This is a genomic window from Marinobacterium mangrovicola, from assembly GCF_004339595.1.
Classification (GTDB): Bacteria; Pseudomonadota; Gammaproteobacteria; order Pseudomonadales; family Balneatricaceae; genus Marinobacterium_D; species Marinobacterium_D mangrovicola.
Window position 1 is genome coordinate 300,504 of the sequence record NZ_SMFU01000009.1, and the last position, 26,263, is coordinate 326,766.

Sequence of the window (26,263 nt, forward strand, 5' to 3'; positions counted from 1 at the left end):
ATTCTGCGGCCTTTCAGCACTACCTTATATATGTAGTGTCAGACTTAGGTGTCAGACTCATCTCCCAGCTGTTTAGATTAATTTCCTCTCGATAAGACCATAACTCGACTACCCGTAGGGTCAAGGACCGGCTGCCCCTAGCACTGTGATTTTCAGCTTCACCAAGGGTAGACTCCCTAGCTGATTGTCATACCTGCACGGAAAGCCACCAATGTCTGCACTCTCCCAGCTTCTTGATACCTACAGATCAATTTCAGTCACTGAACGCGAGAAAGGCACTTACTTCGAGGAGCTGACCTGTTGTTATCTGCGAAACGAAGCCACCTACCGTGACCTCTACGACAAGGTATGGATGTATGGCGACTGGGCGGAAGAACAGGGGCTGATCAAACGTGACACTGGGATCGATCTGGTAGCCCGCACCCAAGGCACAGGGGAGTATCACGCCATCCAATGCAAGCTGTACGCGGAAGATCACCGAGTGCAGAAGAAGGACATCGACAGTTTCTTTACCGCATCCGGCAAGAAACCATTTACCCATCGCGTCATAGTCGTCACCAACAACAACTGGAGCGACAACGCCCGTGAGGCCCTGAAGGATCAAACCCCCGCAGTTACCCTGATTGACCTCCAGGCGCTCGAAGACAGTCAGATTGACTGGACCAGCTATCAGCCCCAGCAAGCGCCAGACCTAAAGGCTTTCAAAGAACTGCGCGAACACCAGAAAACTGCGTTGGCTGCAGTAACGAAGGGACTGGCAAGCCACGATCGCGGTAAGTTGATCATGGCCTGCGGCACAGGCAAGACCTTCACAAGTCTCAAGATTGCTGAGAATCTTGCGGGTGCAGGTAAACGGGTACTATTCCTCGTGCCGAGTCTGTCACTGCTTTCCCAGACCCTTACTGAGTGGACGCAGGAGAGCACAACTCCACTGCACAGCTTCGCTGTTTGCTCTGATAGCGATGTTGGAAAGAAAAAGCGCCAGCAGTCCGATGACCAGGTTTTCACCCTGGTTCATGAATTGCGCTATCCAGCTACCACCACCCCCCACAGCCTCGCCACCGAAGTCAGCAAGCGCCATGACAGCGACCACATGAGTGTGGTGTTCTCCACTTACCACTCTATCGACGTGATCAGCCAAGCCCAACAGGGTTACGGCCTTGCCGACTTCGACCTGATCATCTGTGACGAGGCACACCGCACCACCGGAGCGACCTTTGCTGACGATGACGAAAGCGCCTTTGTCCGCATCCATGACTCAGCCTATATCCGGGGACAGAAGCGGCTCTACATGACCGCCACACCCCGCGTATATGGCGATAGCGCCAAGATCAAAGCCGAAACGGATAATGTCGTGCTGTACGACATGAACGACGTGTCTTACTACGGCCCTGAACTCCATGTCCTGACCTTCTCCGAAGCCGTACAGCGCCGCCTACTGGTGGACTACAAGGTTTTGGTATTGGCTGTCGAGGAGAGCCACGTCAACCGCCGCCTGCAGAACCTGTTGAAGGACGAAAACAACCAGCTAAAGGTAGATGATGCCGCCCGGATCGTCGGATGCTGGAAGGCGCTGGCTAAGCAGGGACTAACAGATGACCTGATCGGTGACGGCGATCCCATGAAGCGCGCCGTGGCCTTCTGCCAGGTTATCGAACCCGAGTACAGGGGCAGCAAGCACAAGGTCAGCTCCAAGAACATTGCCGGCATTTTTCAGGCCGTAGTGGAGGCCTACCAGGAATCGGAAGACATCGAGCCAGCCACCCGTCTGACTTGCGAAGCCGCCCATGTGGACGGCAGCATGAATGCAAGCCAGAAGGAAGAAAAGCTGGCTTGGCTGAAGGAAGACACCCCGGAAAACACCTGCCGTATCCTCAGCAACGTGCGCTGTCTGTCTGAAGGCGTGGACGTTCCTGCTCTGGACGCCGTGCTGTTCCTCACCCCGCGCAACTCTCAGGTAGACGTCGTGCAATCCGTTGGTCGCGTAATGCGCAACGCTCCTGGCAAGCAGCGCGGCTACGTCATCCTACCTGTGGTAATTCCCGCTGGCGTGGAACCCCACGAAGCCCTTAACGACAACGAGACTTATAGAGTGGTCTGGCAGGTGTTGCAGGCCCTGCGTTCCCACGATGACCGCTTTGACGCGACCATCAACAAGCTGGACTTGACCGGACCAGACCCGCGCAAGATGGAGGTCATCGCCATCACAGACAAGCTGCAGCAGAAGGCTAAGGCCCACAGCAAGGGCAATCAGATCAAGGATTCAGCCAAGGGCAGCTACAACATCGGCCAGCGTCAGCAAAAGAACCACGACGCCGAAGGACAGATGACCGAGCAACACGGCCTGACCTTCGAGGTGGGAGAAATCGAACGCGCCATCTATGCCCGCATCGTGCAGAAGTGTGGCAATCGACATCACTGGGCCGACTGGGCCAACGACATTGCAAGGATTGCCCGAACCCACATTGACCGCATCCACTCGATCCTGGAAGACCCATCTCACACCGAGGAGCGGGCCACTTTTGCTGCCTTTGCCGAAGAGCTGCGCGATGACTTGAACGACAGTATCACCGATCACGAGATCGTCGAAATGCTGGCGCAGCATCTGGTAACCAAGCCGGTCTTTGATGCCCTGTTCGACGAGTACAGCTTTGCCAACCACAACCCCATGTCACTGGCTATGCAAGGCGTGCTGGACGCCTTGCACGAACACCACTTGGCCAAGGAAGCCGACACCCTGCAGAAGTTCTATGAAAGTGTAAAGCTGCGAGCCGAAGGCATCGACAGCGCCCAGGGCAAACAGAAGATTATTGTGGAGCTGTACGACAAGTTCTTCCGCAACGCCTTCCCTCGCATGACCGAGCGACTGGGTATCGTTTACACCCCGGTGGAGGTGGTGGACTTCATCATCCACAGCGTCAACGACCTGTTGCAGCAGGAGTTCGGCCAGACGCTGGGTAGCCCCGGCGTACATATCCTAGACCCCTTCACAGGCACCGGCACCTTCATCACCCGTTTGCTACAAAGCGGCCTGATTGCACCGGAGCAGTTGCCGCACAAGTACAAGCACGAAATCCATGCCAATGAGCTGGTCCTGCTTGCCTACTACATTGCCGCCATCAACATCGAAGCGGCCTACCACGGCCAAGTCGCTAACGAATATTCCCCCTTTGCCGGCATCTGCTTGACAGACACCTTCCAGATGTATGAAAAGGATGATTTGGTAGACGCTCTGCTGGTAGACAACAGCGCCCGCCGCAAGCGGCAGAAGGCACTGGATATTCGCGTCATTATTGGCAACCCGCCGTACTCAGTAGGCCAGGGCGATGCAAACGCCAACAACCAGAATGTGGGCTACCCCCATTTGGATTCCCGCATCCGGGATACCTATGCCGCCCGCTCCAGTGCTACCAACAAGAACGCACTGTATGACAGCTATATTCGCTCCATTCGCTGGGCCAGTGACCGGCTAGGTGACAGCGGAGTCATCGGCTTCGTCACCAATGCAGGCTTTGTCGAGTCCAACACCGCCGACGGTCTTCGCCAGTGCCTGGCCGAAGAATTTTCCAGCCTCTATATCTTCCATCTGCGAGGCAACCAGCGCACGGCCGGCGAAACCTCCCGTCGGGAAGGCGGTAAGATCTTCGGCAGCGGCAGCCGCGCCCCAATTGCCATTTCCTTACTAGTAAAGAACCCCAAAGCCAGCCAGTACGGGGCCATCCACTACCATGATATTGGCGACTATCTGAGCAGGGAAGACAAGCTGGAGCGCATCAGCGAATTGGCCAGCGTGGCCGGCATCACTGCAGAACAGGGCTGGCAGATCATCACACCGGATGAACATAGTGACTGGCTGAAGCAGCGGGATACCAGCGTGGACAGTTTCATCGTCTTAGGTGACAAGCGCAATGATTCGACTATCACACTGTTTTCCAACTATTCAGCCGGAGTGAAGACCCAACGCGATGTCTGGTGCTACAACTCCAGCAAGGCGAAGTCTGGCGAAAACATGGCACGCATGATCGGTTTCTACAACGCCGAACTGCGCAGCTTCAATCAGCACCACCAAGGTATGGACAGGAAGCAGCGTGAAGCTGTAATGGATGGCGTCATCAACACCGACCCGGCCAAAATCAGCTGGACACGCGCCCTAAAGCACGACTTTGCCAAAGATCGCGCACTAACCTTCGACGCCAGCAACATCGTGCCGGCGCTGTATCGCCCGTTCCAGAAGCAGTGGATGTACTACAGCCGCCGGGTCAACGAAATGGTTTACCAGATGGCACGAATTTTCCCGGACGGCATAGCGGAAAACCGCATGATCATGATCAAGCAACGCTGGAGCGGCCAAGGTCAGCTGGCACTGATGGTAAATTGCATTCCAGAGCTGCAGACCGATGGCGGTACTCAGTGCTTCCCGCTCTACCTGTACGACGAAGCCCCGGAAGCCAGCCAGCAGCCGCAAACCGGCCTGTTCGACGCCCCGGCCAGCCCCGAGCGCCAGCGCCGTGACGCCATCACCGACGAAGGGCTGGCGCACTTCCTGGCCGCCTACCCCGGCGATCAGATCAACAAGGAAGACGTTTTCTATTACGTCTATGGCCTGCTGCATTCGCCGGACTACCGCGAACGCTACGCCGACAACCTGGCCAAGGAGCTGCCGCGAATCCCCTGCGTAAAGACAGCTGCCGACTTTTGGGCCTTCAGCACGGCCGGCCGTAACTTGGCCGACCTGCACCTGAACTACGAAACCCAGCCGCCCTACCCGGCCACCATCGGAGGCAACGCCAAGACCGCCGATGACTACCGCGTGGAGAAGATGAAGTACGGCAAGAAGGGTAAGGACAAGGATCTCACCGTCCTACACTACAACGCCCATATCACTGTCCGGGGCATCCCACTCGAAGCCTATGACTACGTAGTCAACGGCAAGCCAGCGCTGGACTGGGTCGTGGAACGCCAGTGCGTCAAGACCGACAAGAAAAGCGGCATCGTCAACGACGCTAACGACTGGGCCACCGAAACGATGAATAACTCACGTTATCCGCTGGATCTGTTCCTGCGCGTCATCACAGTCAGCCTAGAGACCATGAAGATTGTACGCGGCCTGCCCGCACTCGATATAGATTAGGCTCGGTACGATCGAGGCAACTGCCCGTTTGCCCTGCGGCGGCAGCTGGCAGTTGTTACAGCATCGCCCCCGCTTTGGCCATGAAAGGCATAACAATCAATCACTTGGATCGCTTTTAGCAAATGGCGATTGTAAACGCAGATCCATTGAATTAGTTTTGAAGACAACAGAGAGCAAGGAAGGCTTCTGGAGGTAGGGAAGGGGCTCATCTTGGTCGCCACAACCAAGATGAGCGCATAGGGCGCTAACCCAAATTGTACGAATCGAGTATCGCCCTCTATCCCTAAAAGTTCAACTTCAAGTTGAATAAGGAGGGTACGTATGGCTGAGCCACGGTACTCACTGCAACTTGTACACATTGTGCTGAATAGTTCGGCGGTAACCGCCTTCTTTGGCACCTTGGCGTGGATGCTTGTGGACTACTTGCCCAAGTAGCACCACTTCAACACCATCCGACGAGCGGCCTCAAGGCCGCTTTCTTTTAAGCACCCTCGCCACTGCTGCCCTAGTCCACTCACACCCACGCGGCGTGCCGATCTGCTGCTCATTAAGCCAGCCGGCGATCTGCCCTAAACTCGACAGACCTTCACCTTGAGCACTCTGAATCTCTCGCATGACGAGATCAGCGTGACGGTTTGCCTTCACTTTGCGGGCCTTTCGCGCCTTAGCCGTCACATCGCCCGTGCGAGCCTCTCTGGCAGCCGCAAGATTCGGGTTACCCAGCTGCACACCCCTGGCTTTAGCGGCCTGCAGAGCGGCCCTGGTACGCACAGAGATCGCCTTGCGCTCAGCTTGAGCCATGACCGACATGAGCTGCACCATCGTCTCGTTAGCCTCCGGCATGTCGCAGGCTACGAAACGCACACCGGAATCCTGAAGCTGAGCAATAAAGCCGACAGAACGAGAGAGTCGATCAAGCTTCGCAATGACCAAACGACCACCGACTAACTGACAGCGTTCGATTGCCGCCTGCAGCTCCGCCCGGTCACTCTTACCGCCTGATTCGATCTCAGTGAACTCTGCAATCACGGTCGCGCCAGAACCAGCCGCATAGGCTTCTACGTCTCTGCGCTGGGCCTCAAGTCCCAGGCCGCTCTTACCCTGCTTACTGGTAGAGACCCTGTAGTACGCGATCAGCTTCATCCGTTACCCTCCTGGCCAGCTGTTACGAACCGTTAAACGAACATATAACAATATGATACAGGACCAATAGCGGCTTCGCGGGCTCCCGTCAGGTAAGTTCAATCAGCTGTTCCGAGCTCGTGGAAACGCTGAATCCGCTCCTCACCCAACCACTTTTCTATCGGAACAAAACCGTAGTTACTAAGTTCAAATAGCCCCCTTCGATTTAGCAAGGTTAACCCAGCGTCAAGACACCGTTTCTTCTCGAAGCACTCAAAACGCTCACCCGTATCCCAACTCGCCAGAACTTTGAACAAGCCAACGCAATGGGTAGTACGCGGTCGTCCACGATCCATCGCCTCGTTCGTGTGGTACACGAGGTCTTCATTATCGTATTCCTGCATCTTGCTCGATAGACGACTCGCTATCCGGGCGGACAAGCCTGTGCCCACATACGCCAACTCTGTACCGGGAAAGTCCAGCCGATACAGAAATTTGATGTGGCCCGCCACCGGCCCGTATTCAAATAATGATCGTCTTAGCTCCCTTTCCAGAAAACACACTTGTTTTCTCGTCTTCACCTCAAGATTTAGATCGTATATGACGTTGAGACTCATTACTTTTACCTCTTATGGTTGGGTTAGACGTAATGATACATAAATCACTTATTAAATGATAATGATTATCATTTAAGTCAGTAGTGACTTACCACCGCCATCACAGAGATAGAGAATGATTAGTAGGCAGACAAGGCAGCCTATATCAGTCCAAACAGAAGAAACCATACGATTTTAATGGTTTTGTTTATTCAACAGCTATAACCCCTCGACATCCATCCCATGTGTCGCCAGCCACTGCTTGCGCTCGGCATAGTCGGGCATAGCTCTTTCGAGACGAAGCCAGAAGTCGGCTGAGTGATTCGGCTCATGAAGGTGGACCAGCTCGTGGACCACGACGTACTCGGCGATGCGTACCGGCAGCAAAATGGTCTTCCAGTGGAAGTAGAGCATGGCGCCCTTACCGCATGACCCAGCGAAACCCGAGGTCCTGCACCTTGAGCCCTGCAGGCTCTACTTCCAGACGGCCAGCAAAGGCCCTCACACGCTGCCAGAGCCACGTTCTGCCACGCTCTCTATACCCATCGAAGAAATGCTTACGCGCCTCTGACTGGGCGCTACTGCGCAAATTGAAGTACTCCTGGATTCACCGAAGAGGTACGCCACGCTCCTAAACTAAATGAATAAGTTATGCTGCTTGGAGCGTTGGAATCCTTGACCCTTGGGCTTCGCCCCTTACAGTAGAGCGAAATTTGGGGCTCCCGAGCAGCCCCGCCGGCGCCCGGCTGACGCCGAGCCCGTAGGGAGTGTCGGAATCACGCTTCGGTCGACTTTTCGCGCATCTGGACAGCGAAACCCGCGAGTCCGAACACAGCAGCACCGGCCAGCATGAAGGCCCCGATCGTCTGGAAGTGCTCCTGCTTCTTGATCATCCGATTTGCCAGCGCCGCATCGATCGACCACGCATTATCGATACGCTCCTCGCTTGGGGCCTCTGAGAACACGTAACCTGAGCCCAGGGCGATGCACAGTGCTACCGCGTAGAGTAATTCTTTCATTCCTGCTTCCTTTTCAGTTATTTGCCGCACCGGATCATATTGACCTGTTTCATCAGGTCAATGTTTGTGTGCCGTGAGAGCAGGTGATCGACCTCTGCGTGGCGTCGCATCTGTCCGCCACCAGGTTCCCGCTGCTTGAGTGCTAGCTATGTGAGCTTAGCGTTAGCCCTGGATTACAACTTGGTCATACGGTGTGGTTTGAGTTTGCCATCAAATGAACCCGCCAAATTCACGATAGTACCCATAGATAGCACTGAAAGAGCTCAGAAATTCACTATTGCGGTTATGTTAGAGCTGCGTGTCGCAGTGAACCGACCACGGTACGCTAGCCAAGGCAAATCAAACACCGCCATGGAGCCTACCACCGATCCACTTAGCTCAGTTGTATATCCATGTTGATATAGGGTTGCAGCACGTTGCACGAATACGGCCACGAATCTCGCCTCGCACGACAGCGACCTCTCTCTGAGGCCCGTTATACCTGAGCCTTTACTTAGCATGAGCGGTCTTAGTGTAAGAGTGAAATCACCGAGAGGCAGAGACAGAATGAGCACCGGGCTTGAGGCTAAACCTTATATCGAGACGGCCCCTACATTCAGAAAAGCCGCAAATACTACCAACTGTTTACCAACCAAAATCAACCCTCTCCCGGCCAGTCACCTGTATAAGGAACCGCTCGATTCCTACATTCCACACAGGACGCATCCGGGTCGAGGCTACAAGGCTGCTCTAAGACTATGACAAGTACATCCACACTTGCTCCGAGCGGACACAAGAGCCCATTAGCATTCACTCACCGGGTGCTGTGGGTACAAGCAAGATTAGCAGGCAGCTCCCTGACGCAGACTGCTGCAATTGCGTGATACTACTGCTCAGACTGTTCTGTCACGCTGAGAGCTCCTGTGAGCGCCCCTGAGCGACTTTCTCGCTCTACAGCTATGGAGACCAGCTTATTTCTCACGCCCCATACAAGCGATCTGAGACGCCCCCAATTAATTTAACTTATTGTTAAAAAAGGTTTTTGGCTCCGGGCCACCCGATTAAATCCTACCCTGAGCCTTGAGTAGCTGCTGTTGCTCATAGGCATCGGCGTAAAGATCCGCAGCCCTGCGACGCAGGTCCTGAGGTGCGTAGATTGGTGAACCTTTGAAGCGCACCCTGTTCGATAGCACCTGCTTGCTGATGTAGTCGGCGGCACCGATGTTCACCGGTAGCTTCATCGAGTAACCACCACGTCCTCCTTTTTTCTTTTCATAAGCATTAAGTCCGTGCTCATCATCCAGCTCAATCGCAGACGCCACGAAGGAGCCGGACTTAGGCTTGAGCATCAGTTCGAAATCATCCTGGATCTTGGTGTTATCCGAGTAGTGCCGCATGACCACCATAAGAGCCTCGCGATCTTCAGGGTGGTAGGAAATTACGACGTGGGCGTGCAGACGCTTATTCTCGCTGAATCCCTGTTCAACAACCAAGAAGAAGCTGGCGTCATGAACCAGCGCCTTGAGCGACTTCTGGAGCGAATCAGAAAACGCTCCTGCAGGGCCTTTCTTCCGTTGCTTGAGACGGCGTTCGTATTCTCGGCTGAAGTGCAAGGTGACAAATGATGTGCAGTAGCCTTCGCGCTCCACAGTCCAAGTGACCAGTGCGTCATACAGGAAACGAAGCTGATAGCTGACTCGACGCTTACCACGATAGTCGATCAGTTTTCTCTTCTTCGGGTGGGGGAGATAGGGTAGCTCTTCCGTGGGTATTAGAGCACTATTCATAGTATCTACTGGGAGAAGGTCATTACGCAGAAGCGCAGACTTCTCCAGATACCGCATGATACGCGGGTTGGGAGTCAAATCACCCGCGTTGCTTTCAGCTTTCATTTTCGCAAAATGCACCCTTTTAGATGAGGAAGCCCCAACTGCCGCTGGGAGTGTGACTACATACTCAATGCGGGAGATCTTCGAGACTTCAAGTGCTGGAAGGGTGGCCAATAGCGTCGTATTCTATGGCGATAAACAATACTGTTATGGATAACACCGATGGCACGGAGACGCCGCACCTCGCCTCTCGAGGACCTGGTTCACATCGCGACCAAGCTACCAGCATGGGTTAGCCTTCTTATCGCTCTCGCGTCCTACCTGGTGCTTCATCACTATGCCAGTCAGCCGGTCGTGGTAGACACACAGCCGGGCTCCCTGCTCCCGACCAATATGACTGCCATGATGTTCCGCCCGCTCTTGATAGCAGCGCAGTACCTGATCCCGTTCGCTTTTGTCATTGGTGCAACCGTTAAGGCTATCAAAGCGCTCTCTGGGCGCCGTTTGCGCGAGCAATACATAGCCGTGCCGGAAGTAGAGATACCGACTCAGAGCCCCTCTCAGAGCCGCGCCAAGCCTACTGCGGAAATGAGCTGGAGCCAGTTCGAGCTTCTGGTCGGGGAAGCATTCCGGCAGTCAGGCTATCGCGTGATCGATGGCGGAGATACCGGGCCGGACGGAGGCATCGACGTCAACTTGAGCAAAAACGGCCAGCGGTACCTGGTCCAGTGCAAACACTGGAAGACGCAGAGGGTCGGTGTCGCGGTGATCCGAGAGCTCTTCGGGGTCATGGTCGATCAGGGGGCCAAGGGCGCCTTCATCGTCACCTCCGGCGACTTCACCGAAGAGGCGAACCAGTTCGCCAACGGTAAGCCCATTGGCCTGATCAACGGGGCCAAACTCGACAAGATGCTACGCAAGGCAGAGCAGTCAATGCCTGAAGACACTCTCAGGGCCACGGAGACAGCCCCTGAGACGCTTTCTTGTCCAAAATGCAGCTCGCCTATGGTTAAGCGAGTCGCGCGTAAAGGAGCGAATGCGGGCCGGGAGTTCTGGGGCTGCTCACGCTATCCGAAGTGCCGGGGCATTTTGAATATCAATGATCCGGAATCACGACCAATGCGCAACTCTCGCGCCCGTTGACTTTTTAGCCTTATAAAACAACACATAACGCCCCCTATCCAACTCCCAGCTTCCCTTGTAAGCGAAAGATTCACGGGCGAGTTTAACTATTGAGTTCCTACTTATATCCCCCTGGGGGTAGTCATGTCAGGTTTTCGTAGCCTATGCTGTTGTCAAGGAAAGCCGTGTCATCAGGGATGATTTCCCCTGCTCAATGACAAAGGCCGCACGGATTGCCATGATGAGTGAAAACGTTGAGTTTGAGTTCAGAATCGATGCTCTGACGCCAGAAACGCTGTCTATGAAGCGGTTGGCAGAGTATCTGAAAGCCCTCGCTGTCGTCATGGGTGAGACCGATCACGTCTGTTTTCAGCGCGTCGAGAAAGGTAGTGCACTTCTTAAACAACAAGTAATTGGGCATGAAGCTGCCGAGCGAGTGGGGCAGCGACTGCGTGGTATCCGATCTCAGCAAGCACCAAAGGAAGCCGTGAAGGCTTTCCATGACATCAACAAACTCCTTCTACAAGACAACGCTGTGGGAACTCTGCGCCCACTCACTCAGGGCGTTGCTGCTAACTCCGATCTGTATTTCCCGGGACGTGAAGAACCAGAAGAACCTGAAATCTTCGTCGGGGAGGAGTATGGCCACCTCGACGGCATCCTTGTGCAAATCGGTGGCCGGGATACAACGGTACCGGTCCATCTCCAGTTCGGCACTGGCCCCGAAGGCGTCTATAAATGTACGGCTAGCCGCTCCCTTGCCCTTAAGCTTGCGCATTACCTATTCAAGGAAGTTCGAGTCGAAGGAGTGGGCAGCTGGATACGGAAGCCGGGAGGCGGCTGGAAGTGTAAGGCTTTCCAGATCGAGCAGTTTGAGGAGCTGTCCACACAGAGCTTGTCACAGAGTCTTCGCGACGCCCGTGCAGCATTGAGTGATGGGCTTGATGGTATAGGAAGCCCGAGTGAGTTTTTCAGGGAGATGAGGAAAGACTGAGCAATGGTGATTCTTGATAGCTGCATGCTTGCTTATATGTTGAAGCCTGACGCCCTTCCGCCTGTTGATGAATCTACAGGTGCTCGCGTTCCTCACACCCGTGAACGAATCGAACACCTGATCAAGACGCTTGAGCAGGATAACCGTAAGATACTTGTACCGACTCCGGTGTTAGCTGAACTCCTTGTTATTGATCGCAAGAAGGCGGACGAATTACTTATCGCGATAAGTAGTCGACGAGTCTTCCGGAACATCAGTTTTGATCAGCGTGCGGCGGTTGAACTGGCGCTCAACCTCGAAGATGAACACACCAGCCGGCGGCTAACAGTCGGTCCCCACACGAAGGCAAAGCTGCGATTCGACAGGCAGATCATCGCGATTGCTCGAGCCCAAAACGTAGAGGTCATTTACAGCGATGACCGCCAAGTTAAAAAGCTGGGACGCAGGCTCGGTCTGACTGTACTAGGCGTGAGCGATCTGGAGCTTCCTCCGGCAACGCATGACTTGTTCGACTCACTGTAGCAGCTCTAAGCCACACATTTATCGATCTGTGATGTAACGAACCTACGACTGGGTAGGTGACTACCTATATACCACTCAAGGTTATGATATTGAGTGGTATATTAACGGGCATACCCGAAGTTGATGTAGCAAAGGCGGTAGCCTATCTCCCGGTTAGACCCTTCCAGGCTGACAACCTCGCCTTGTAATCAGCCCATGAGACCCCGGTAATATCCAGGAAATCATATTTGAGGTGTTCAATGTTGGCTTTCAAAACCGCGGGGCTGTACTCACCTTCATAGACTTCATGGACGTCTCCGTCACCAACCGAGTGGCCAACCAGCGCCTTACGCACTTCACGCGGCACGTCGGTCACATTCTGCAGCTGTTGGATAAAGTTCTTCCGGAAACTGTGGAAGCAGTACCCTTGTCCCTTCTCATAATCGATGGTCTTGCGCATAGTGTCGCCAAACCACTTGCCTGCATCAAAACCGAACTTGCCTTTCGCGTTGTCATTACCAAGATCGGGGAATAAGCGTACCTGACCTTCCGCTCGCAGCTCACGCACGTACTCAGGCAGCCCAAATTCAATCAACCTGGAGTGAACCGGGACGCTGCGATGCGATGACAGTGTTTTGATCTTGACCTTCTTTCCCACGCCCTCATCATCGTCCGGCGTAATGCGGAACATCAACACCCCGTCCATTTCGACGACATCCTGAAGGTATAACTGGCAGATTTCCTCCAGCCGTGCACCGGTATACAGCGCGATCAGCGGTATCCAGAACCTGTAGGGCGACATGGTCCGCATGCGTGTGGGAATCTCACCCCGATACAGATAAGAGCTGATGAGATTTTTAAGATGCTGCCGTTCGAAGGCTTTGTAAGGACTGGTTGCCTGGTTATCAGTATCGTTCACATACTTGCGCTTCAAAACGCCCGAAAGGTCTTCTCTGATGAAGTCGGTCGTCTCCACCGCCCATTTCAGCAACTGCCTGACGGCACTGATCTTGGTATCGACCGTGCGCGCTGACATGCGCTTCAATCCGTTCTGCTCAGTGACAGTTAGCAGCTCGGGGAATGACATCGTTTTTAGCTTGACGTTGTGTGCGATCCTGGCCGGCAGTCGGGGAACTGCATCACGAAACTCACGAAGTTTCGCTTTCGTCAGCGCATTGAACGGGGTATCACCCATGAAGTGATTGAACAGCTCCAACCCCGACCGCAATTCTTTCATCGGCTGTCCCCTCAGTGCCGCACGCTTGTCGCGTATGAAAGCGTCGATCACTTCAGCGGTGGTATGCACCTTCGCCTGCTCCGCTCGGTCTCGTCTAAGCAAATCGGCGTTCAATGACGCGAGTTTTGCTGAAGCATGAGGGGTGTCAGCCCACTCCGACGCCCACATATGATGAAGCTCCTTGTACATACTGATCTCTTCAGCCGGATCATCACGTTCAATGCGGACCTCATTACCGAATGGATCAGCAGTAGTAATCAAGTGCACGTAAAACGCTGCATCACGGTACTCGGACAACTCGAACTCCCCTATCAACCTGTCTAACAGTGCAACGAATCGCCGGCTGGTAAGCCGGGCTCGATGAGCTTCTTTGGTCTTCAACGACTTGCGTACGTCCCTCCCTATCCCAGGGAGTAACGGCCTTATTTTGGCGGGGATAACATAGCGCACGTAGTAGGTCCCGTGCGAGTCTCGGTAAGTATGCGGTATCCTCATGCTCTGTCCTCGGTGTCAGAGCTGAGTGTCAGAGTAGCGACTACCTAAGTGTCTGATTATAGGCCTGTAAGCGCCGTAGCGGGCCTCTGAGCGTGTTTAGTACCAGTTCCGACCACCGGCACCACTTTAGAAACAATCGCTTACACCATTTCCCAAGTACACCCGAAAAAGCCCACATTTCACGCCGTGTTCACAAATCGTCCACGCTGACGAAAGTCACCACTTCACGCCGATATTTCGCTCAACGGATTCAACACAGCCGCATCCTGTAAATGTTACGACGCAAGGTGTGCATAACGCATCGTCATCTGAATCGACTGATGGCCCAGAATCTTTTGCAGAGTCAGCAGGTTTCCGCCGTTCATAATGAAGTGACTGGCGAACGTATGTCGCAGAACTTGGGTGCACCTATCCAAATCCCGCAGTTACCTGCAACAGTCCCCTTTGTGTCAGCGTGTTCTGCGGTATCAATCCTGACCGACCCTTGAGTGCGCCTAAGCCCAGGCCCGTGCCTACAATCGGGACACTCAGAAAACAGTGTGGTTGCTATTGCTACACGGTAGCGAAGTGCTGGGGCAATTTTGCGTGTGCACTGTTCGCACACTGTTTTGGCGTTTTGAAAATTTTGCAGACTCTCCCTGAATTCTTTCCTGCCATTTTTACATTATAGATTGATTGTTTTCTTAACTTGTTGATTTTTATCACTTTTAATTTCTGGCATGTCTCGTGCTTTGTCTAAGTGACGCACACAGGTTGTGCATTTAGCTCAACAGATGGATAACTGGAGAGATCAACATGGCTAACGCATCAACGACCAATAGCACCGCTAACAAAGCGGCTAGTAAAGCCCATGAGCAGACCGATAAGGTGGCTGAACGCGCTCACGCAGCGGTCGACGGCGCGGCTGCTGTGGCCGGGCAGGGCGAAGAGAAGCTGGAACAGGTCAGTGAAGAGATGAAAGCCTCCGCCGCGGCGATGGCTCAGAGCGCGCGCGAGCGCTCCGAAAAAGTCAGCGGCGCGGTTTGTGACTATGCCAAAGAGCACCCGTTGAAAACGGTAGGCTTTGCTTTCCTCGCAGGCGCCGTGGTCGCTTCCCTGTTTAACAGCCGCCGCTGATCTTCAGGTGGTGCTTAGGATGTCAGAACAGAGCCGTTCAGCATCAGCAGACACCTCCGCGCCCGACAGCGAAGCGCCTGATAGTAGCGCTTCGCTGTCGGGCATCAGCGAGCTGATGCGTGGTTATGTCGCCTGGCTTTCACAGGTCGCCGGGGTCGCTGAGACCGAAGCACGCCTGATTATGTTGCGGGCGGCACGGGTGTTGACGCTGACCATCGTGCTGGCGGTGATGCTGGTGTCCGGCTGGTTGGCGCTGATGGCAACGCTGGTGGTGCTGACCTGGCAGCTGGGTATCCCGCTGCCGCTGACTCTGCTGGGGTTGGCACTGATCTGTTTTGCCGCGGTCTGGGGGTTGCGCTGGCTGCTGGTTCGCGAGTTGCGAAAACTCAATTTTAACCAGACCCGCGCGCTGATCTTCTCTAATCCTGAGGCTGATAGCCATGAGTGAGATTCGCCATCTGCAAATGCAGCTCGATATTCAGACCCGTCTTGCAAGGGTCGAGCGCTTAACGCTCAGGCAGGAGCGCCGGCGTTACTGGCAGCACTTGACTCGCTCAATGATTAAACCCTCCTCCCTGGCCACTTCGGCATTGCTGGGGTTCCTCTCGCAGCGTACCTCCTCAAGCGGCGGAAGTACGCCTGCGCGCCAGCGCAGTGTGTTGATTTCGCTACTTTCCAGTGTGACTTTTTCACTCCTGCGACAAAAGCTTCAGGGATGGTTGGAAAACCACCTGGACGCGTTGCAATTACATGGTTCTGAAACAACAAAAGATGAACGTGAGGCTGGGGAGCCGGTCTCGAATACGCCGCTTGAGTAAATGTGCTCAAGCTTGTCTCCAGCGAGACGGATGAAGAATGTTATCCGTGGCACGGCAGGACGCCGCAAGGAAGCAGCACAGCGAAGAAGGCAGCAGGATGCTGTGAAGGATTGCAGAGCCCGGAGGGCTCAGGGAGCGGTCAGAAGGGCCTTGATTGCAGGGATGGCCCGGCAACGGATCGATCGGCCGTGACAAAGCCGGAGGCTTTGGCAGGGAACGTTAACTCCATTCAGGATGAGAGCTCTGGGTGAGCGGCGCCTAGGTGGACCTAAGCGCAGAGAGAGTACCGGCAGGATGCCAGGTTCACGGATGAATCGTGACAGGAGTCTGATAAGGAAGGGACTCACCCGCAAGGAGGCAGGGCACGGAAGCTTTGGCGAAACGTTTAACGGTCTGACAGTACGACGTGCATGTGTGAGCTCCTCTCGCGGACCTGTCGGTTCGAGACCGCCCACCGGCACCACTGTCTATCCAAATTCTCCGTCCGCGATAACTTTACGCTTTAGCGTACACTCCGTCCCTTACTCTCGCTGAGACAGGGCCAATACAGCCGCTTTCTTTAAGCTCCATGGTTTACGGACAGCATGCGTTTGCTCGGCCTGGATCTCTTATCAGGCTGGGAATTCGCAGAGAAGGTCTAACACTCAAAGCGCGTCCTGGTTATCTTCAATAACAAAGATGGTCTTCAATTCATCGCTGTCATTTTCCTCGGTCAGATAGCCGAGTGCGTTCGGATTCTTAGCCAGCAGAGTCGCCAAGTCTTCCAGCGTCATAGCGAGAACAATAGTAAAGCCGCCGGCGGTACTCACGTAGTAACCCATCACATCAACTGCCTGGATATACCAATTACACTGGGGATATCAGCCGAACAGACCTACAGTGCACTTGAAGCCATAATCTCGTTCAAAGGCTAGCCGACAGCACAAATCAAGGGGCGGAGTTCAAAGATAAAACGGACCTATGGGCACAGTATGCAACTTAAGCGGGTACAACCTGGAAAACCACCTATTATCCGGAAGCACCACTCTCCTTAGATCTGAGGTGATGCTCAGCCTGAAGCCCTACTACTTACCCTAATGCCCCTGCAGTTTATCAGCAGCAAGGTCCCGGGATACTTTTACGGGTAGATCGGTAATCCGACGGCCGTTTGGGGCACTGGATGCAAAACGATGGTTGTGATTGAGGCGCCGACGCTTATCGTAGTTTGTGCGCCGATCGATGATCGAAGTGCGTCGTTCTACGCCTGCGTAGAGAGAAAACACATGGGTTTTCCACCACTCTTCGGCGTTGAAGAAGGTGTTAAAAAAGTCACTTCGCGGGCTGCCATTTTTATCCTGCCAAAAGTACACGATGCGGCCGCCCACGAGATCTTTGACCAGATACATAGCGAGCCACCCGAGGGTCTTGCGTGCTGCGAGATAGGGTGAGTGCCTAAACTCCCTAACCAACCCTAGTTCCTAGGACGTATCAAATGCTAAAGCCTCCTTATTTATTTAGTAAATATTCTGGCGCCTGGCAACAAAGGTCCTACCCGACACCCTCCTTGCTGCCTCTCAATCAGCATCCTCGCAAACGCCTCTGACGCTGGTATCTGAACTGAACTCCGGCGTATCGCGGGTATACGCTGGAGTGTAACCAAGTTGAGCATAGCGGAGTATTAGGGCTATAACAGCGGCCCATCGTTGCCTAGGCTATTCCTGACCAAAGATTATCAGCTACTTGGACACTAATGACCTATTCATACCTTTCACTGGCTCCAGTTTTCAGTTCATTCCGCTAAGAATGCCATTATCGAAATAGAGATATTTGCGCTCGTACTCTCCGACACAATACACCCACTGTTCTCGGGTTCCGCTGGAGTTCAGTGAACGATTGATATCACAAGGCCTTCCCCAGGCCTTGATCGCCTGATCTTCGGTCATGCCTATGGCGATCCGATCCTGCCTGACGAGGTCATCAAACCGCCGCTGCCGATCACGCTCACCAATGATCGCTTTCGACTTGGCATTTAGCCGTTCTTGCTCTGCTTCCCGCTGTCGCCGACGCTCTGCGAACCCTCTCTCGGCCTGATTCTGACGAACTTCAACATTACCGGGATCAGAAGGAGCCCTATCTATTCTGACTTTCTCAGACTCTCGCCCTTCACAAGGCATGGACTGATACTGAAGACGTCCTTCAGCATTGCGACATTTGTAGACGCCTGCCTGTGCGGTATTGACGATTATCATCAAGCCGATGATTGCCATTCCTTTCAGCATGACTTCCCCTTAACAATCTTCCTTGGCAGAGTCAGTGTAGTCTCAGAGTTTTATCACTCGCACCTATCTCATCACTCAGAAGTTCAACAACCGCTCCGCATCGGAGAGTTCTGCCCGTCCCATTCGAGCTCACACCTAATTGTTTGGGCTATCGAACCTCATCAAGTACCATCCCCCTCCTTCTCGTTATGGATCAACAATTTACTAAGGCAGGACGCCATGTATCCGTTTCTAGCAGTAAGGATAGGCTGTGCGCCGTACGCTTCTCGTTTCTCTGCTGGTCAGCCTGCCGCTGACCGCGCTGGCCGACAGGCCCGCTTCGTTTTATTCCGCAAAAAAAGTGCTCAATGAAAAGATATACACAGGCAATCAAGTCAGCTTTTACTGTGGTTGCAACTATGGCGAAGCCCCGGTTCCCGGCAAGCCGGATAGAACTCGCCTGACTCCCGACGCCAGCAGTTGCGGCCTTAAGCCGCGTAAGAACGCCAACCGTGCTGGCCGTATCGAGTGGGAACACGTAGTGCCGGCCTGGGAGTTTGGCCATCAGCTGCAATGCTGGCAGGAAGGCGGCCGCAAGGCGTGCAAGAAAGACCCGCGCTTCAAGGCGATGGAATCGGACATGATGAACCTGGTGCCGGCAGTGGGCGAACTGAATGGCGATCGCAGCAACTTCCGCTACGGCATGATCGGTGGCGAAGCCGGCGCCTACGGCCGCTGTGACTTCAAGGTGGACTTCAAACAGCGCGTGGCGGAACCACGGCCAGAGGTACGCGGCGATATCGCTCGCACCTACTTCTATATGGAGAAAACCTACGGACTGAAGATCAGCCGCAAGCAGCGCCAGCTGTTCGAGGCCTGGGATAAACAGGATCCCGTTGATGCCTGGGAACAGGAGCGGGCGCGCCGTATTGCCGATGCAAGCCGCTGATTTGGCTATGCTTTAGGAGTTATGGATAAGTAAGTCTGTTCAGTCAATATGAATGACGAAAAAGCCCGCCTCTTCGCAGAGTGCGGGCTTTTTACTGACGATTTGAAGCGCTACGCCTCAGGCTCGATTACTTGCGCCGCTTACGACGCAACACAAAGCCAAGCAGCAACAGCACGACAACAGCTGCGCCGGCAGCCATGCCGATACGAGCCTGCTGTACCAGCGGCGACTTCTCACCACCGGCGCGGATCACGGCGACCTGCTCCGGAGTGACCTCGGCAGAGGCCAGCCCGTAGCTGTCCATCAGGTAGTTGGACAGTGTGGCGATCTGCTCATCGCTCAGTGAGTTCAGCGCGTTGGGCTGATCGCCGAACGGCGGCATGAAGACGTTACCGCCCGCTTCCGTCTCGCGGTGGACACCGTAGATGATCGCCGCGATCAGGTTGGAGGTGTTCTCCTCGCCGGTCACAGAGTTATTGAACATGCTCGGGTAGTAGCCATCATCAGTTCCCTGGCCGTTGTAGCCGTGGCAGGCTGCACAGTTGCCGGAGTAGATCCGTGCACCTTCCGCTTCGGTCTCGGCATCGAACGCCTTACCGCGGAACTGAGCCAACTGATTGCCAGCTTCCCCCTGGGTGAAGCGATCTTCGGAGGCGTTGTTGATCGCCGGAACGCTCATCACGTATTCAGCGATGGCGTTGAGGTCTTCATCGGTCAGATGCTGGAAGCTGTTGGTGACCGCTTCCGCCATGCTGCCCGCAGCCTGAGCCTTGCCTTCGATACGACCGGTTTTCAGGTACTCGACCAGCTCAGCCTTGCTCCAGCTGCCGATACCGCTGACTTCGTCCGGGGTGATGTTCGGCGCGTACCAGGGGCCTACCTGTGCACCGGCCAGGTTCTGGTCGCCCAACTCCTGCATCATAAAGCCGCGCGGCGTATGGCAGGTGCTGCAGTGGGTCGGGCCCTCTACCAGGTAGCGGCCACGGTTCCACTCCTCGGACTTGCTCGGGTCATCCTGATGAGACTTGTTGTCGTGGAACAGGGTGTTCCAGATCGCCATGGAGAAGCGCAGGTTCATCGGGAAAGGCAGCACTGTCTCGCTGGTCGGGTTATCCACCGGCTCTACACCGTGCATAAAGTAGCTGTAGAGAGCGTGGATATCTTCATCGGTCAGTTTGGCGTATGCGGTGTACGGCATCGCCGGATAGAGGCGCGAACCATCTGCCGCCACACCGTTGCGCAGAGCGTTGGCAAACTGCTCTTCGCTGTAGTTACCGATACCGAACTGCTTCGACGGAGTGATGTTGGTAGCGAAGATCTCGCCCACCGGCGAATGGATCGCCTTGCCGCCAGCAAACGGCTTGCCGCCGTGTTCCTGGGTATGGCAGGCGGTACAGTCGGAAGCTTCCGCCAGGTATTCGCCCTTGGCGATAACTGCCGGATCATCGGATGCCGCTGCCAGCGCCAGCGGTGACAGCAGTACGGATGCACCAAAAATCAGGGACGCTGTGAGCTTTTTCATCATCACGCCCCCGCCTTCATCTGCTGCACGATCGCTTCGGCGGCACGGAAGCCCAGCGCCACCATGGTGATGGTGCTGTTACCGGTGGCGGTACTCGGCATGGCGCCACCGCCCGGCAGGAACAGGTTGGCGTGATCGTGGGAACGGCAGACATCATCAACCACGGAGTTGCTGCTGTCGGTGCCCATGATGGTACCGCCCATGATGTGCTTGCTGGGTCGGAAACCAACGGTCTTCGGCGCTTCAAGTACGCCCATCGCCTCGGCGATGCGCTGGATCATCGGGCCGGAAAACTCCTCGGCACTGCGGCGAACGTAGTCACCTACATCGTAATGGACCGCCGGTTTCGGCAGGCCAAGCCAGTCCTTCTTGTCAGACAGGGTCAGGCGGTTGTTCGGATCCGGCAGGATCTCATGCGCCGCCACAATCATGCCGGAGGTGCCGGTGTTGTGACGCAGCTGTTCGTCCAGCGCCTTGCCCACCAGGCCCTGCTGCAGGGTATCGAAGGTGACGAAACGGTTCTGGGCAAAGTTGTTGAAGCGGAAGTAAGCCGCCGCATGACGGGCGCGGTAGTCACCCTGGGAGGTTTCCATGATGCCGCTATTAACCACCGGGCCGACACCGGTCCAGTACGGCTCCTTGAGCTTGATTTTGTACGCCAGCTGGGGGTGATCCATCATGTTGCGACCCACCTGGTCGGAGCTGTTGGCCAGACCGTTCGGGTTGCGATCATCAGCAGACATCAGCAGTAGCTTCGGTGTCTCGATACCGTTGCAGGCGAGCACGAAGGTCTTGCCGGTGACACGGTGAGACTGCTTGTCCGGATCCAGGTAGTTAACCGCTTCGACCTGGTTCTGGGCGTTGGTTTCCACCTTGTAAACCACGGCGTTGTGCAAGATCTTCGCGCCCTTGGCTTCCAGCCGACCCAGCGCAGTGGCTGCATCGTACTTGGCGCCCACCGGGCACACCGGCACGCAGTTGTTGCTGGAGCAGCAGGCCGGGCGATTATCGTATGCGGTGCCACTGTTACGGGCCTGGGCCACATGTACGTTACGCAGACCGAGTTTGTCGCGCACCACGTCGGTGAACTTGTTCTCGCCTGGGCTGAACGGCAGTTCCGGCATCGGGTACGGCGCAGAACGGGGCACACCCTGGGGCCACTGTTCCGCCTCATCGCTGGGACCGCAGATACCGAGTTTGTACTCGGTCTTCACGTAGTAGGGTTCCAGCTCTTCGTACGGGAAGGGCCAGTCGCGACCGACACCGAAGTTGGAGTTCAGGCGCATATCTTCCGGCGTCAGACGCCAGCTGGTGCCGGCCCAGTGCCAGGTGGAACCACCGGCATAACGCACGTAGCTCTGCAGATAACCGATGCCGTTGGGGCCGGACACCTGTAGGTAATCATCACCCGGGCGGCCCGAATTGGGTTCCGGGTGCGGCGCCCAGGGCTTGGAGGGGTAGCTGGCAATGGCGTTGCCCTTGTTACCCAGCGGCAGGTTACGGTAGTTCTCAACAATTTCGGCGCGGGAGACACGTGGGCCTGCTTCGAGCATGACCACGGACAGGCCGGCGTCCAACAACTGTTCGGCGACAACGGCAGCAACAACGCCGGTACCGACGATGACGACATCGGAGTTTGAAGGTAGGGACATAGGTACTCTCAGACCAGGTATTCTCAGAATAGGAACGGCTTAAAAGTCGCGCAGCGGCAGGACGGGAACGTTGGGGCGGTCGGCCCATTCGTTCGGACCGGTCCGGCCGTAAGAGGGAATCGAGATGACATCCGCGGTGTTCTGGAATGTCAGTGCCTGCGCGAAGGCGAAGGATTCGGCAGTCTTGCTGGTATTCAAACAACCAGCGTACCAACCGAAGATGACCTGGTAGGCCAGATCCTGGAGTTCGCCTTCAGGAATTGCCGGGAAAAAATCTTCAACGATTTTGGCATTGTTGGCGTGTGCGATCTCAAGCACCGCGCTGACCTGGCGATCAAGCTGGGCGTTTTCCTGCTGCAGCAACTGCCACATGCGCTGGCCAACGCCTTCATCGAGCTGGTGATTCACCAGCAGACGGGAGAGTTCCATAAAAGGGGCGACACCCGGCTCGGCGGCCAGGGCGGCGCTCACCGGCAGCTGTACACCCAGCAGGCCGCCCGCACCCAGGGCGGCGCCGGCCTTCAGGAGTTTACGTCGGGACAGGCTCTGCAGCTCCCGCTCGTTATTATTTCGGCTCATAGAGGACTTTATCCACGGTTTTTTTGGATAGCGGACCTGCGGCAAACAGCAAAGATTCACATTGATGCAGATCAAGACTAAGTATGAATTTTACACAACAGCTACATATTTAGTCGAATATTCATCTATATAACACAAGGTCTTGCTTAATTGATCGTCCGCAAGCCCGCGCAAAACCGGCGCCAAGCCGAACGTTCGCGGGGCTGGAACAGTCTGCCTGTCATGGCTGTAGAAAAGTTGGAAAAAAGAGTTGTCGCCCACTTCGAGCTGATGCGACTGACGGTGAGCTGGGTATTTGGCTGGGGAAGAGACCGGGCGCACGCCTGAATCGGCGCCGCCCGGTGATCAGACGGCCCTCAGATCGAGTGCCGCTGGGTATGAAAAAACAGCTTGAGCGCGTCGACCTGCATCGGTCTTGCGAAGTAGTAGCCCTGCCCCTGTGGACAACTCTGCGCCAGCAGTGCCTGCTCCTGTTCGGCGGTTTCTATACCTTCTGCCACCACCTGAACACCCAGCTCACGCGCCATCAATATGGTGGTGCGTACTATGGCCAGATCATCCTTGTTACCGGGCAGTTCGTCGATAAAGCTGCGGTCGATCTTCAACTCGTGAATAGGCAGCTGTTTCAGCTTCAGCAGGGATGAGAAGCCGGTGCCAAAGTCATCGATGGAAAACCTTGCGCCCAGGGCACAGAGCCTCTGCATCATCTGCAGGCAGGCATCCACGTTTTCCATGGCGGCGGTTTCAGTGATCTCGAAGGTCAACCAGGGCATATGCGCGCTGTAGGGCTTGAGCATCTCCTCAAGGCGGGCACAGCTCAGCTCGCTCCCCACCAGCTTTTCCGAGATATTGATTGACAGTCGGCCAACCCCATGAACTCCTAGCAGATCATGGGAGTCCAGCAGGGCGATGGAACGACTGATCACCTGCTCGGTGATCAGCAGAATGGTGCCGTTGTTTTCCGCCACCGGGATAAAGTCATCCGGCGGCACCAGTCCACGCGCCGGGTGGTGCCAGCGCACCAGCGCCTCTACACCGGTGATGGCGTGGCTACGCAGGTCGTACTGCGGCTGAAACATCACCTGAAACTGGTCCAGATCGGCGCTGACCGACACGTCCAGCTCCTGCGCCAACTGCTGCAGCCAGAGCTGACGCTTGTAGAGATCGTGATAGAAACGACAGACACCGCCCTTTTCCCGCTTCGCGCGCAGCAGCGCAGCATCGGCAAAACGCAGCAGTTCATCCAGGTTATCGGAATCATCCGGTGATACGGCAACGCCGATACTCGCGGAGAGGCGATGGTGCTCACTACCCGGCGCCTCCAGCTCGTCGGCAACCAGCTGGCCGAGACGGCGTGCGAGCATCTCAGCCCGATCGGGGTCCTCCAGGCTGGCCAATACCACAAACTTGTCACCTCCAAAGTGGTAAAGACCGGATTTATCGGGAAGATTTGCCTTCAATAACTGGGCAGCCTCTCCGATCAACCGGTCGCCACCGCAATAGCCAGACACATCGTTAACCGCCTGAAAGTTGTCCAGATCGATCAGCAACAGTCCGACACAACGGACGCTGCCTTCGGTCTGCTGCAGATACTCAGTGGCCTCCTCGTCAAAAGCATGACGGGTCGGTAGCTGAGAAAGATGGTTGAGACGTGTCAGCGACGAGGCCTGTTTAAACGACCTCTGCACCAACAGAAAAAGAAACAAGGCCGTGGCGCCCACGTAAAGCCACCCTTTCAGCAATTGCCAGGTGGCCTGCCGCTCAGGATCCGGCACAAGTATTGCCAGCCCGCGGTCAGAGAACAGAATCCACAGCACACCAATCAGCACATAGATCAACGCGATCTTTAGTGCCGAGCGCACAGATAGTTTCATTATTTATAAGTATTCCAGCAGCGGCCCAGCGCCAAAGAAGCACCGTTTTAACAGCCGTTTTTAATGTATCGCCAGGAAGAACCCTGCTCAGTGCCATGCCCGTGACGCTGATGCAGCCTAGTTGTAACATTTCGCCCTGACGCTTTGCATCAAATGGAATCCTTTCCTTCGATGTGTCTTTTTGCTCTTCGCGAATTCTATACTTAATTCATGGTGACATTCATTAGTCTCTAACATTTAGACACTTAGCGCCCCTGCCAAGGCAGAAAACGCTACTGAGCAACGCCTGAATTCCACCTTTCCACAGCTCGACACCTGCGCCCGGCGCTGGATAACTTGGGGCACCGCAGCGGAGCTGTTAATCTGCCGCCATTTAATTGGTTTCGTCGAGGACACTGCGATGCGGATCGAACGTTTTCCCGCCCTGCCCGCTTTTCTGCTTGAGCAGCTTATCCCATTCAATCAGGCACCGCTGCCGGACTGGGCGCTGCTCTATGACGCCAGCGAAGCACTGCGTACCGCTCACCCGGAAAGCGAGTTCAGCTCCGCGCCTTACCTGTATATCGACCTGAGGGGCCAAACCTGTGGCCTTATTTTTCGCGAACAGGCCACAGACGAGCTGTTTTATGTTCACCGCGAGGCTGAAGGCAGCAGCTGAAACTCGTCAGCATCTTTCCAGGCGGGGAAACGCTCACGGAAGCGACCCAGGGCGGCAGCGTCCAGCGCCTGGTTGATCTGCCACTCTTCTGCGCCGACTCCATCGGCGAGCAGTTCGCCCTTAAAGTCGACCACCAGGCTGTCACCTGCATAATCAAGCTGATTACCATCCCGCCCAACACGGTTTACACCCACCACATAACACTGGTTTTCAATCGCCCGGGCCATCAACAGTGTGCGCCAGGCGTTGCGCCTTGGTGCTGGCCAGTTCGCCACGCAGAGCATCAGGTCATAGTCATTGCGGTTACGGCACCAGGCCGGAAAGCGCAGGTCGTAGCAAACCTGCGGCAGAATCCGCCAGCCGCGATATTCGATCAGCACCCGCTGCTCACCGGCACTGTAATGCCCGCTCTCCTCGCCCATACGGAACAGGTGGCGTTTGTCGTAATGGTGGAAGTTGCCCTCGGGGTCGGCCCAGACAAAACGGTTCATAAAACGCCCCTGATCCAACACGGCGATGCTGCCACAGATGGCGGCGCCTGTGCGGCCCGCTTCAGTTTTCAACCAGGCCTGAGTGTTTCCATCCGGGGCTTCGGCGCAGCTCTCAGGAGCCATTGAGAAGCCGGTACTGAACATCTCCGGCAGAACGATAAGATCCGTTTTACCTTGCAGATCATCAAACAGCGCCGAGAATCGGGCACGGTTCGCCGCCGGGTCCTCCCACACCAATCTCGTCTGCAGTGGCGTGACTCTCAATCTCTGCTGCACCGGTACCTCCTGCGCTAAGATGCTGTTTTATATACTTAACGTCACTCTTTTGAGACTTTATTTCGA

General features: G+C 55.3%; 23 protein-coding genes and 2 pseudogenes. 9 read left to right on the forward strand and 16 right to left on the reverse strand.

Annotation, left to right across the window (positions count from 1 at the left end; genetic code table 11):
- Nucleotides 1-211 precede the first annotated feature (211 nt).
- Nucleotides 212-5,131, forward strand: coding sequence for a DEAD/DEAH box helicase (locus CLV83_RS13845; RefSeq protein ID WP_132293424.1), 4,920 nt, complete (start codon nt 212-214; stop codon nt 5,129-5,131).
- Nucleotides 5,132-5,596: 465 nt separating this feature from the next.
- On the opposite strand, the gene CLV83_RS13850 is transcribed toward CLV83_RS13845, so the two are convergent.
- The 5 genes from CLV83_RS13850 to CLV83_RS13870 form a co-directional block, all read right to left on the reverse strand.
- Nucleotides 5,597-6,274, reverse strand: coding sequence for a recombinase family protein (locus CLV83_RS13850; RefSeq protein WP_132293427.1), 678 nt, complete (start codon nt 6,272-6,274; stop codon nt 5,597-5,599).
- 98 nt (nt 6,275-6,372) lie between these two features.
- Complete coding sequence (locus CLV83_RS13855) at nt 6,373-6,870, reverse strand: hypothetical protein (RefSeq protein ID WP_132293430.1); 498 nt, start codon at nt 6,868-6,870, stop codon at nt 6,373-6,375.
- Between the two features lie 198 nt (nt 6,871-7,068).
- On the reverse strand, nt 7,069-7,263 hold the full coding sequence (locus CLV83_RS22700) for a M48 metallopeptidase family protein (protein WP_207894895.1): 195 nt from the start codon (nt 7,261-7,263) through the stop codon (nt 7,069-7,071).
- A gap of 362 nt (nt 7,264-7,625) precedes the next feature.
- The gene (locus tag CLV83_RS13865; RefSeq protein ID WP_132293433.1) at nt 7,626-7,868 is read right to left on the reverse strand and encodes a hypothetical protein; all 243 of its coding nucleotides are present in this window, start codon (nt 7,866-7,868) and stop codon (nt 7,626-7,628) included.
- A gap of 1,040 nt (nt 7,869-8,908) precedes the next feature.
- Nucleotides 8,909-9,739, reverse strand: coding sequence for a hypothetical protein (locus tag CLV83_RS13870; protein ID WP_132293436.1), 831 nt, complete (start codon nt 9,737-9,739; stop codon nt 8,909-8,911).
- A gap of 159 nt (nt 9,740-9,898) precedes the next feature.
- Here CLV83_RS13870 and CLV83_RS13875 point away from each other — a divergent pair, with 159 nt between their 5' ends.
- The 3 genes from CLV83_RS13875 (at nt 9,899) to CLV83_RS13885 (ending at nt 12,314) form a co-directional block, all read left to right on the forward strand.
- Nucleotides 9,899-10,819, forward strand: coding sequence for a restriction endonuclease (locus CLV83_RS13875; RefSeq protein ID WP_132293439.1), 921 nt, complete (start codon nt 9,899-9,901; stop codon nt 10,817-10,819).
- 220 nt (nt 10,820-11,039) lie between these two features.
- Nucleotides 11,040-11,792 (forward strand): hypothetical protein, encoded by a 753-nt coding sequence (locus CLV83_RS13880; RefSeq protein ID WP_132293442.1) that lies wholly within the window; start codon nt 11,040-11,042, stop codon nt 11,790-11,792.
- A 3-nt stretch (nt 11,793-11,795) separates the two neighbouring features.
- On the forward strand, nt 11,796-12,314 hold the full coding sequence (locus tag CLV83_RS13885; protein WP_132293445.1) for a PIN domain-containing protein: 519 nt from the start codon (nt 11,796-11,798) through the stop codon (nt 12,312-12,314).
- Nucleotides 12,315-12,456: 142 nt separating this feature from the next.
- Here the strand turns inward: CLV83_RS13885 and CLV83_RS13890 are convergent, their stop codons facing one another.
- The 3 genes and pseudogenes from CLV83_RS13890 to CLV83_RS13895 form a co-directional block, all read right to left on the reverse strand.
- A complete protein-coding gene (locus CLV83_RS13890) occupies nt 12,457-13,827 on the reverse strand; it encodes a site-specific integrase (protein WP_132293448.1) in 1,371 nt (456 codons plus the stop codon).
- A gap of 24 nt (nt 13,828-13,851) precedes the next feature.
- Nucleotides 13,852-14,025: pseudogene (locus CLV83_RS22920) on the reverse strand (DUF6538 domain-containing protein); the annotation flags it as partial.
- 281 nt (nt 14,026-14,306) lie between these two features.
- Nucleotides 14,307-14,429: pseudogene (locus tag CLV83_RS13895) on the reverse strand (tyrosine-type recombinase/integrase); the annotation flags it as partial.
- A gap of 391 nt (nt 14,430-14,820) precedes the next feature.
- Between CLV83_RS13895 and CLV83_RS13900 the strand changes: the two are divergent.
- The 3 genes from CLV83_RS13900 to CLV83_RS13910 are packed head-to-tail and all read left to right on the forward strand — an operon-like array spanning nt 14,821 to nt 15,959.
- On the forward strand, nt 14,821-15,141 hold the full coding sequence (locus tag CLV83_RS13900; protein ID WP_132293451.1) for a hypothetical protein: 321 nt from the start codon (nt 14,821-14,823) through the stop codon (nt 15,139-15,141).
- Nucleotides 15,142-15,160: 19 nt separating this feature from the next.
- Nucleotides 15,161-15,589 (forward strand): hypothetical protein, encoded by a 429-nt coding sequence (locus tag CLV83_RS13905; RefSeq protein ID WP_132293454.1) that lies wholly within the window; start codon nt 15,161-15,163, stop codon nt 15,587-15,589.
- Nucleotides 15,582-15,959 (forward strand): hypothetical protein, encoded by a 378-nt coding sequence (locus CLV83_RS13910; RefSeq protein ID WP_132293457.1) that lies wholly within the window; start codon nt 15,582-15,584, stop codon nt 15,957-15,959. The genes CLV83_RS13905 and CLV83_RS13910 overlap by 8 nt, the downstream gene beginning before the upstream one ends.
- A gap of 644 nt (nt 15,960-16,603) precedes the next feature.
- On the opposite strand, the gene CLV83_RS22610 is transcribed toward CLV83_RS13910, so the two are convergent.
- From CLV83_RS22610 to CLV83_RS13920, 3 genes are all read right to left on the reverse strand, one after another.
- Nucleotides 16,604-16,780 carry a hypothetical protein gene (locus tag CLV83_RS22610; RefSeq protein WP_165900316.1) on the reverse strand — a complete coding sequence of 59 codons (177 nt, stop codon included), beginning with the start codon at nt 16,778-16,780 and terminating at the stop codon, nt 16,604-16,606.
- Between the two features lie 252 nt (nt 16,781-17,032).
- On the reverse strand, nt 17,033-17,344 hold the full coding sequence (locus CLV83_RS13915) for a hypothetical protein (RefSeq protein WP_132293460.1): 312 nt from the start codon (nt 17,342-17,344) through the stop codon (nt 17,033-17,035).
- Nucleotides 17,345-17,722: 378 nt separating this feature from the next.
- Entirely contained in the window at nt 17,723-18,217 is a 495-nt protein-coding gene (locus tag CLV83_RS13920) for a DUF4124 domain-containing protein (RefSeq protein ID WP_132293463.1), read from the reverse strand.
- Nucleotides 18,218-18,467: 250 nt separating this feature from the next.
- Between CLV83_RS13920 and CLV83_RS13925 the strand changes: the two genes are divergently transcribed.
- The gene (locus CLV83_RS13925; RefSeq protein WP_132293466.1) at nt 18,468-19,145 is read left to right on the forward strand and encodes an endonuclease; all 678 of its coding nucleotides are present in this window, start codon (nt 18,468-18,470) and stop codon (nt 19,143-19,145) included.
- A 127-nt stretch (nt 19,146-19,272) separates the two neighbouring features.
- Here CLV83_RS13925 and CLV83_RS13930 read toward each other — a convergent pair whose 3' ends face one another.
- From CLV83_RS13930 to CLV83_RS13945, 4 genes are all read right to left on the reverse strand, one after another.
- On the reverse strand, nt 19,273-20,667 hold the full coding sequence (locus CLV83_RS13930) for a cytochrome c (RefSeq protein ID WP_132293469.1): 1,395 nt from the start codon (nt 20,665-20,667) through the stop codon (nt 19,273-19,275).
- A 2-nt stretch (nt 20,668-20,669) separates the two neighbouring features.
- Nucleotides 20,670-22,319 carry a GMC family oxidoreductase gene (locus tag CLV83_RS13935; protein ID WP_132293472.1) on the reverse strand — a complete coding sequence of 550 codons (1,650 nt, stop codon included), beginning with the start codon at nt 22,317-22,319 and terminating at the stop codon, nt 20,670-20,672.
- 39 nt (nt 22,320-22,358) lie between these two features.
- Entirely contained in the window at nt 22,359-22,898 is a 540-nt protein-coding gene (locus CLV83_RS13940) for a sugar dehydrogenase complex small subunit (protein ID WP_132293475.1), read from the reverse strand.
- Nucleotides 22,899-23,254: 356 nt separating this feature from the next.
- Entirely contained in the window at nt 23,255-24,772 is a 1,518-nt protein-coding gene (locus CLV83_RS13945; protein WP_132293478.1) for a putative bifunctional diguanylate cyclase/phosphodiesterase, read from the reverse strand.
- A 400-nt stretch (nt 24,773-25,172) separates the two neighbouring features.
- On the opposite strand from CLV83_RS13945, the gene CLV83_RS13950 reads away from it, so the two are divergent.
- Nucleotides 25,173-25,430 carry a hypothetical protein gene (locus tag CLV83_RS13950; RefSeq protein WP_132293481.1) on the forward strand — a complete coding sequence of 86 codons (258 nt, stop codon included), beginning with the start codon at nt 25,173-25,175 and terminating at the stop codon, nt 25,428-25,430.
- On the opposite strand, the gene CLV83_RS13955 is transcribed toward CLV83_RS13950, so the two are convergent.
- The gene (locus CLV83_RS13955) at nt 25,403-26,197 is read right to left on the reverse strand and encodes an amidohydrolase (protein WP_207894896.1); all 795 of its coding nucleotides are present in this window, start codon (nt 26,195-26,197) and stop codon (nt 25,403-25,405) included. The two genes, CLV83_RS13950 and CLV83_RS13955, sit on opposite strands and share 28 nt — an antisense overlap.
- Nucleotides 26,198-26,263 lie beyond the last annotated feature (66 nt).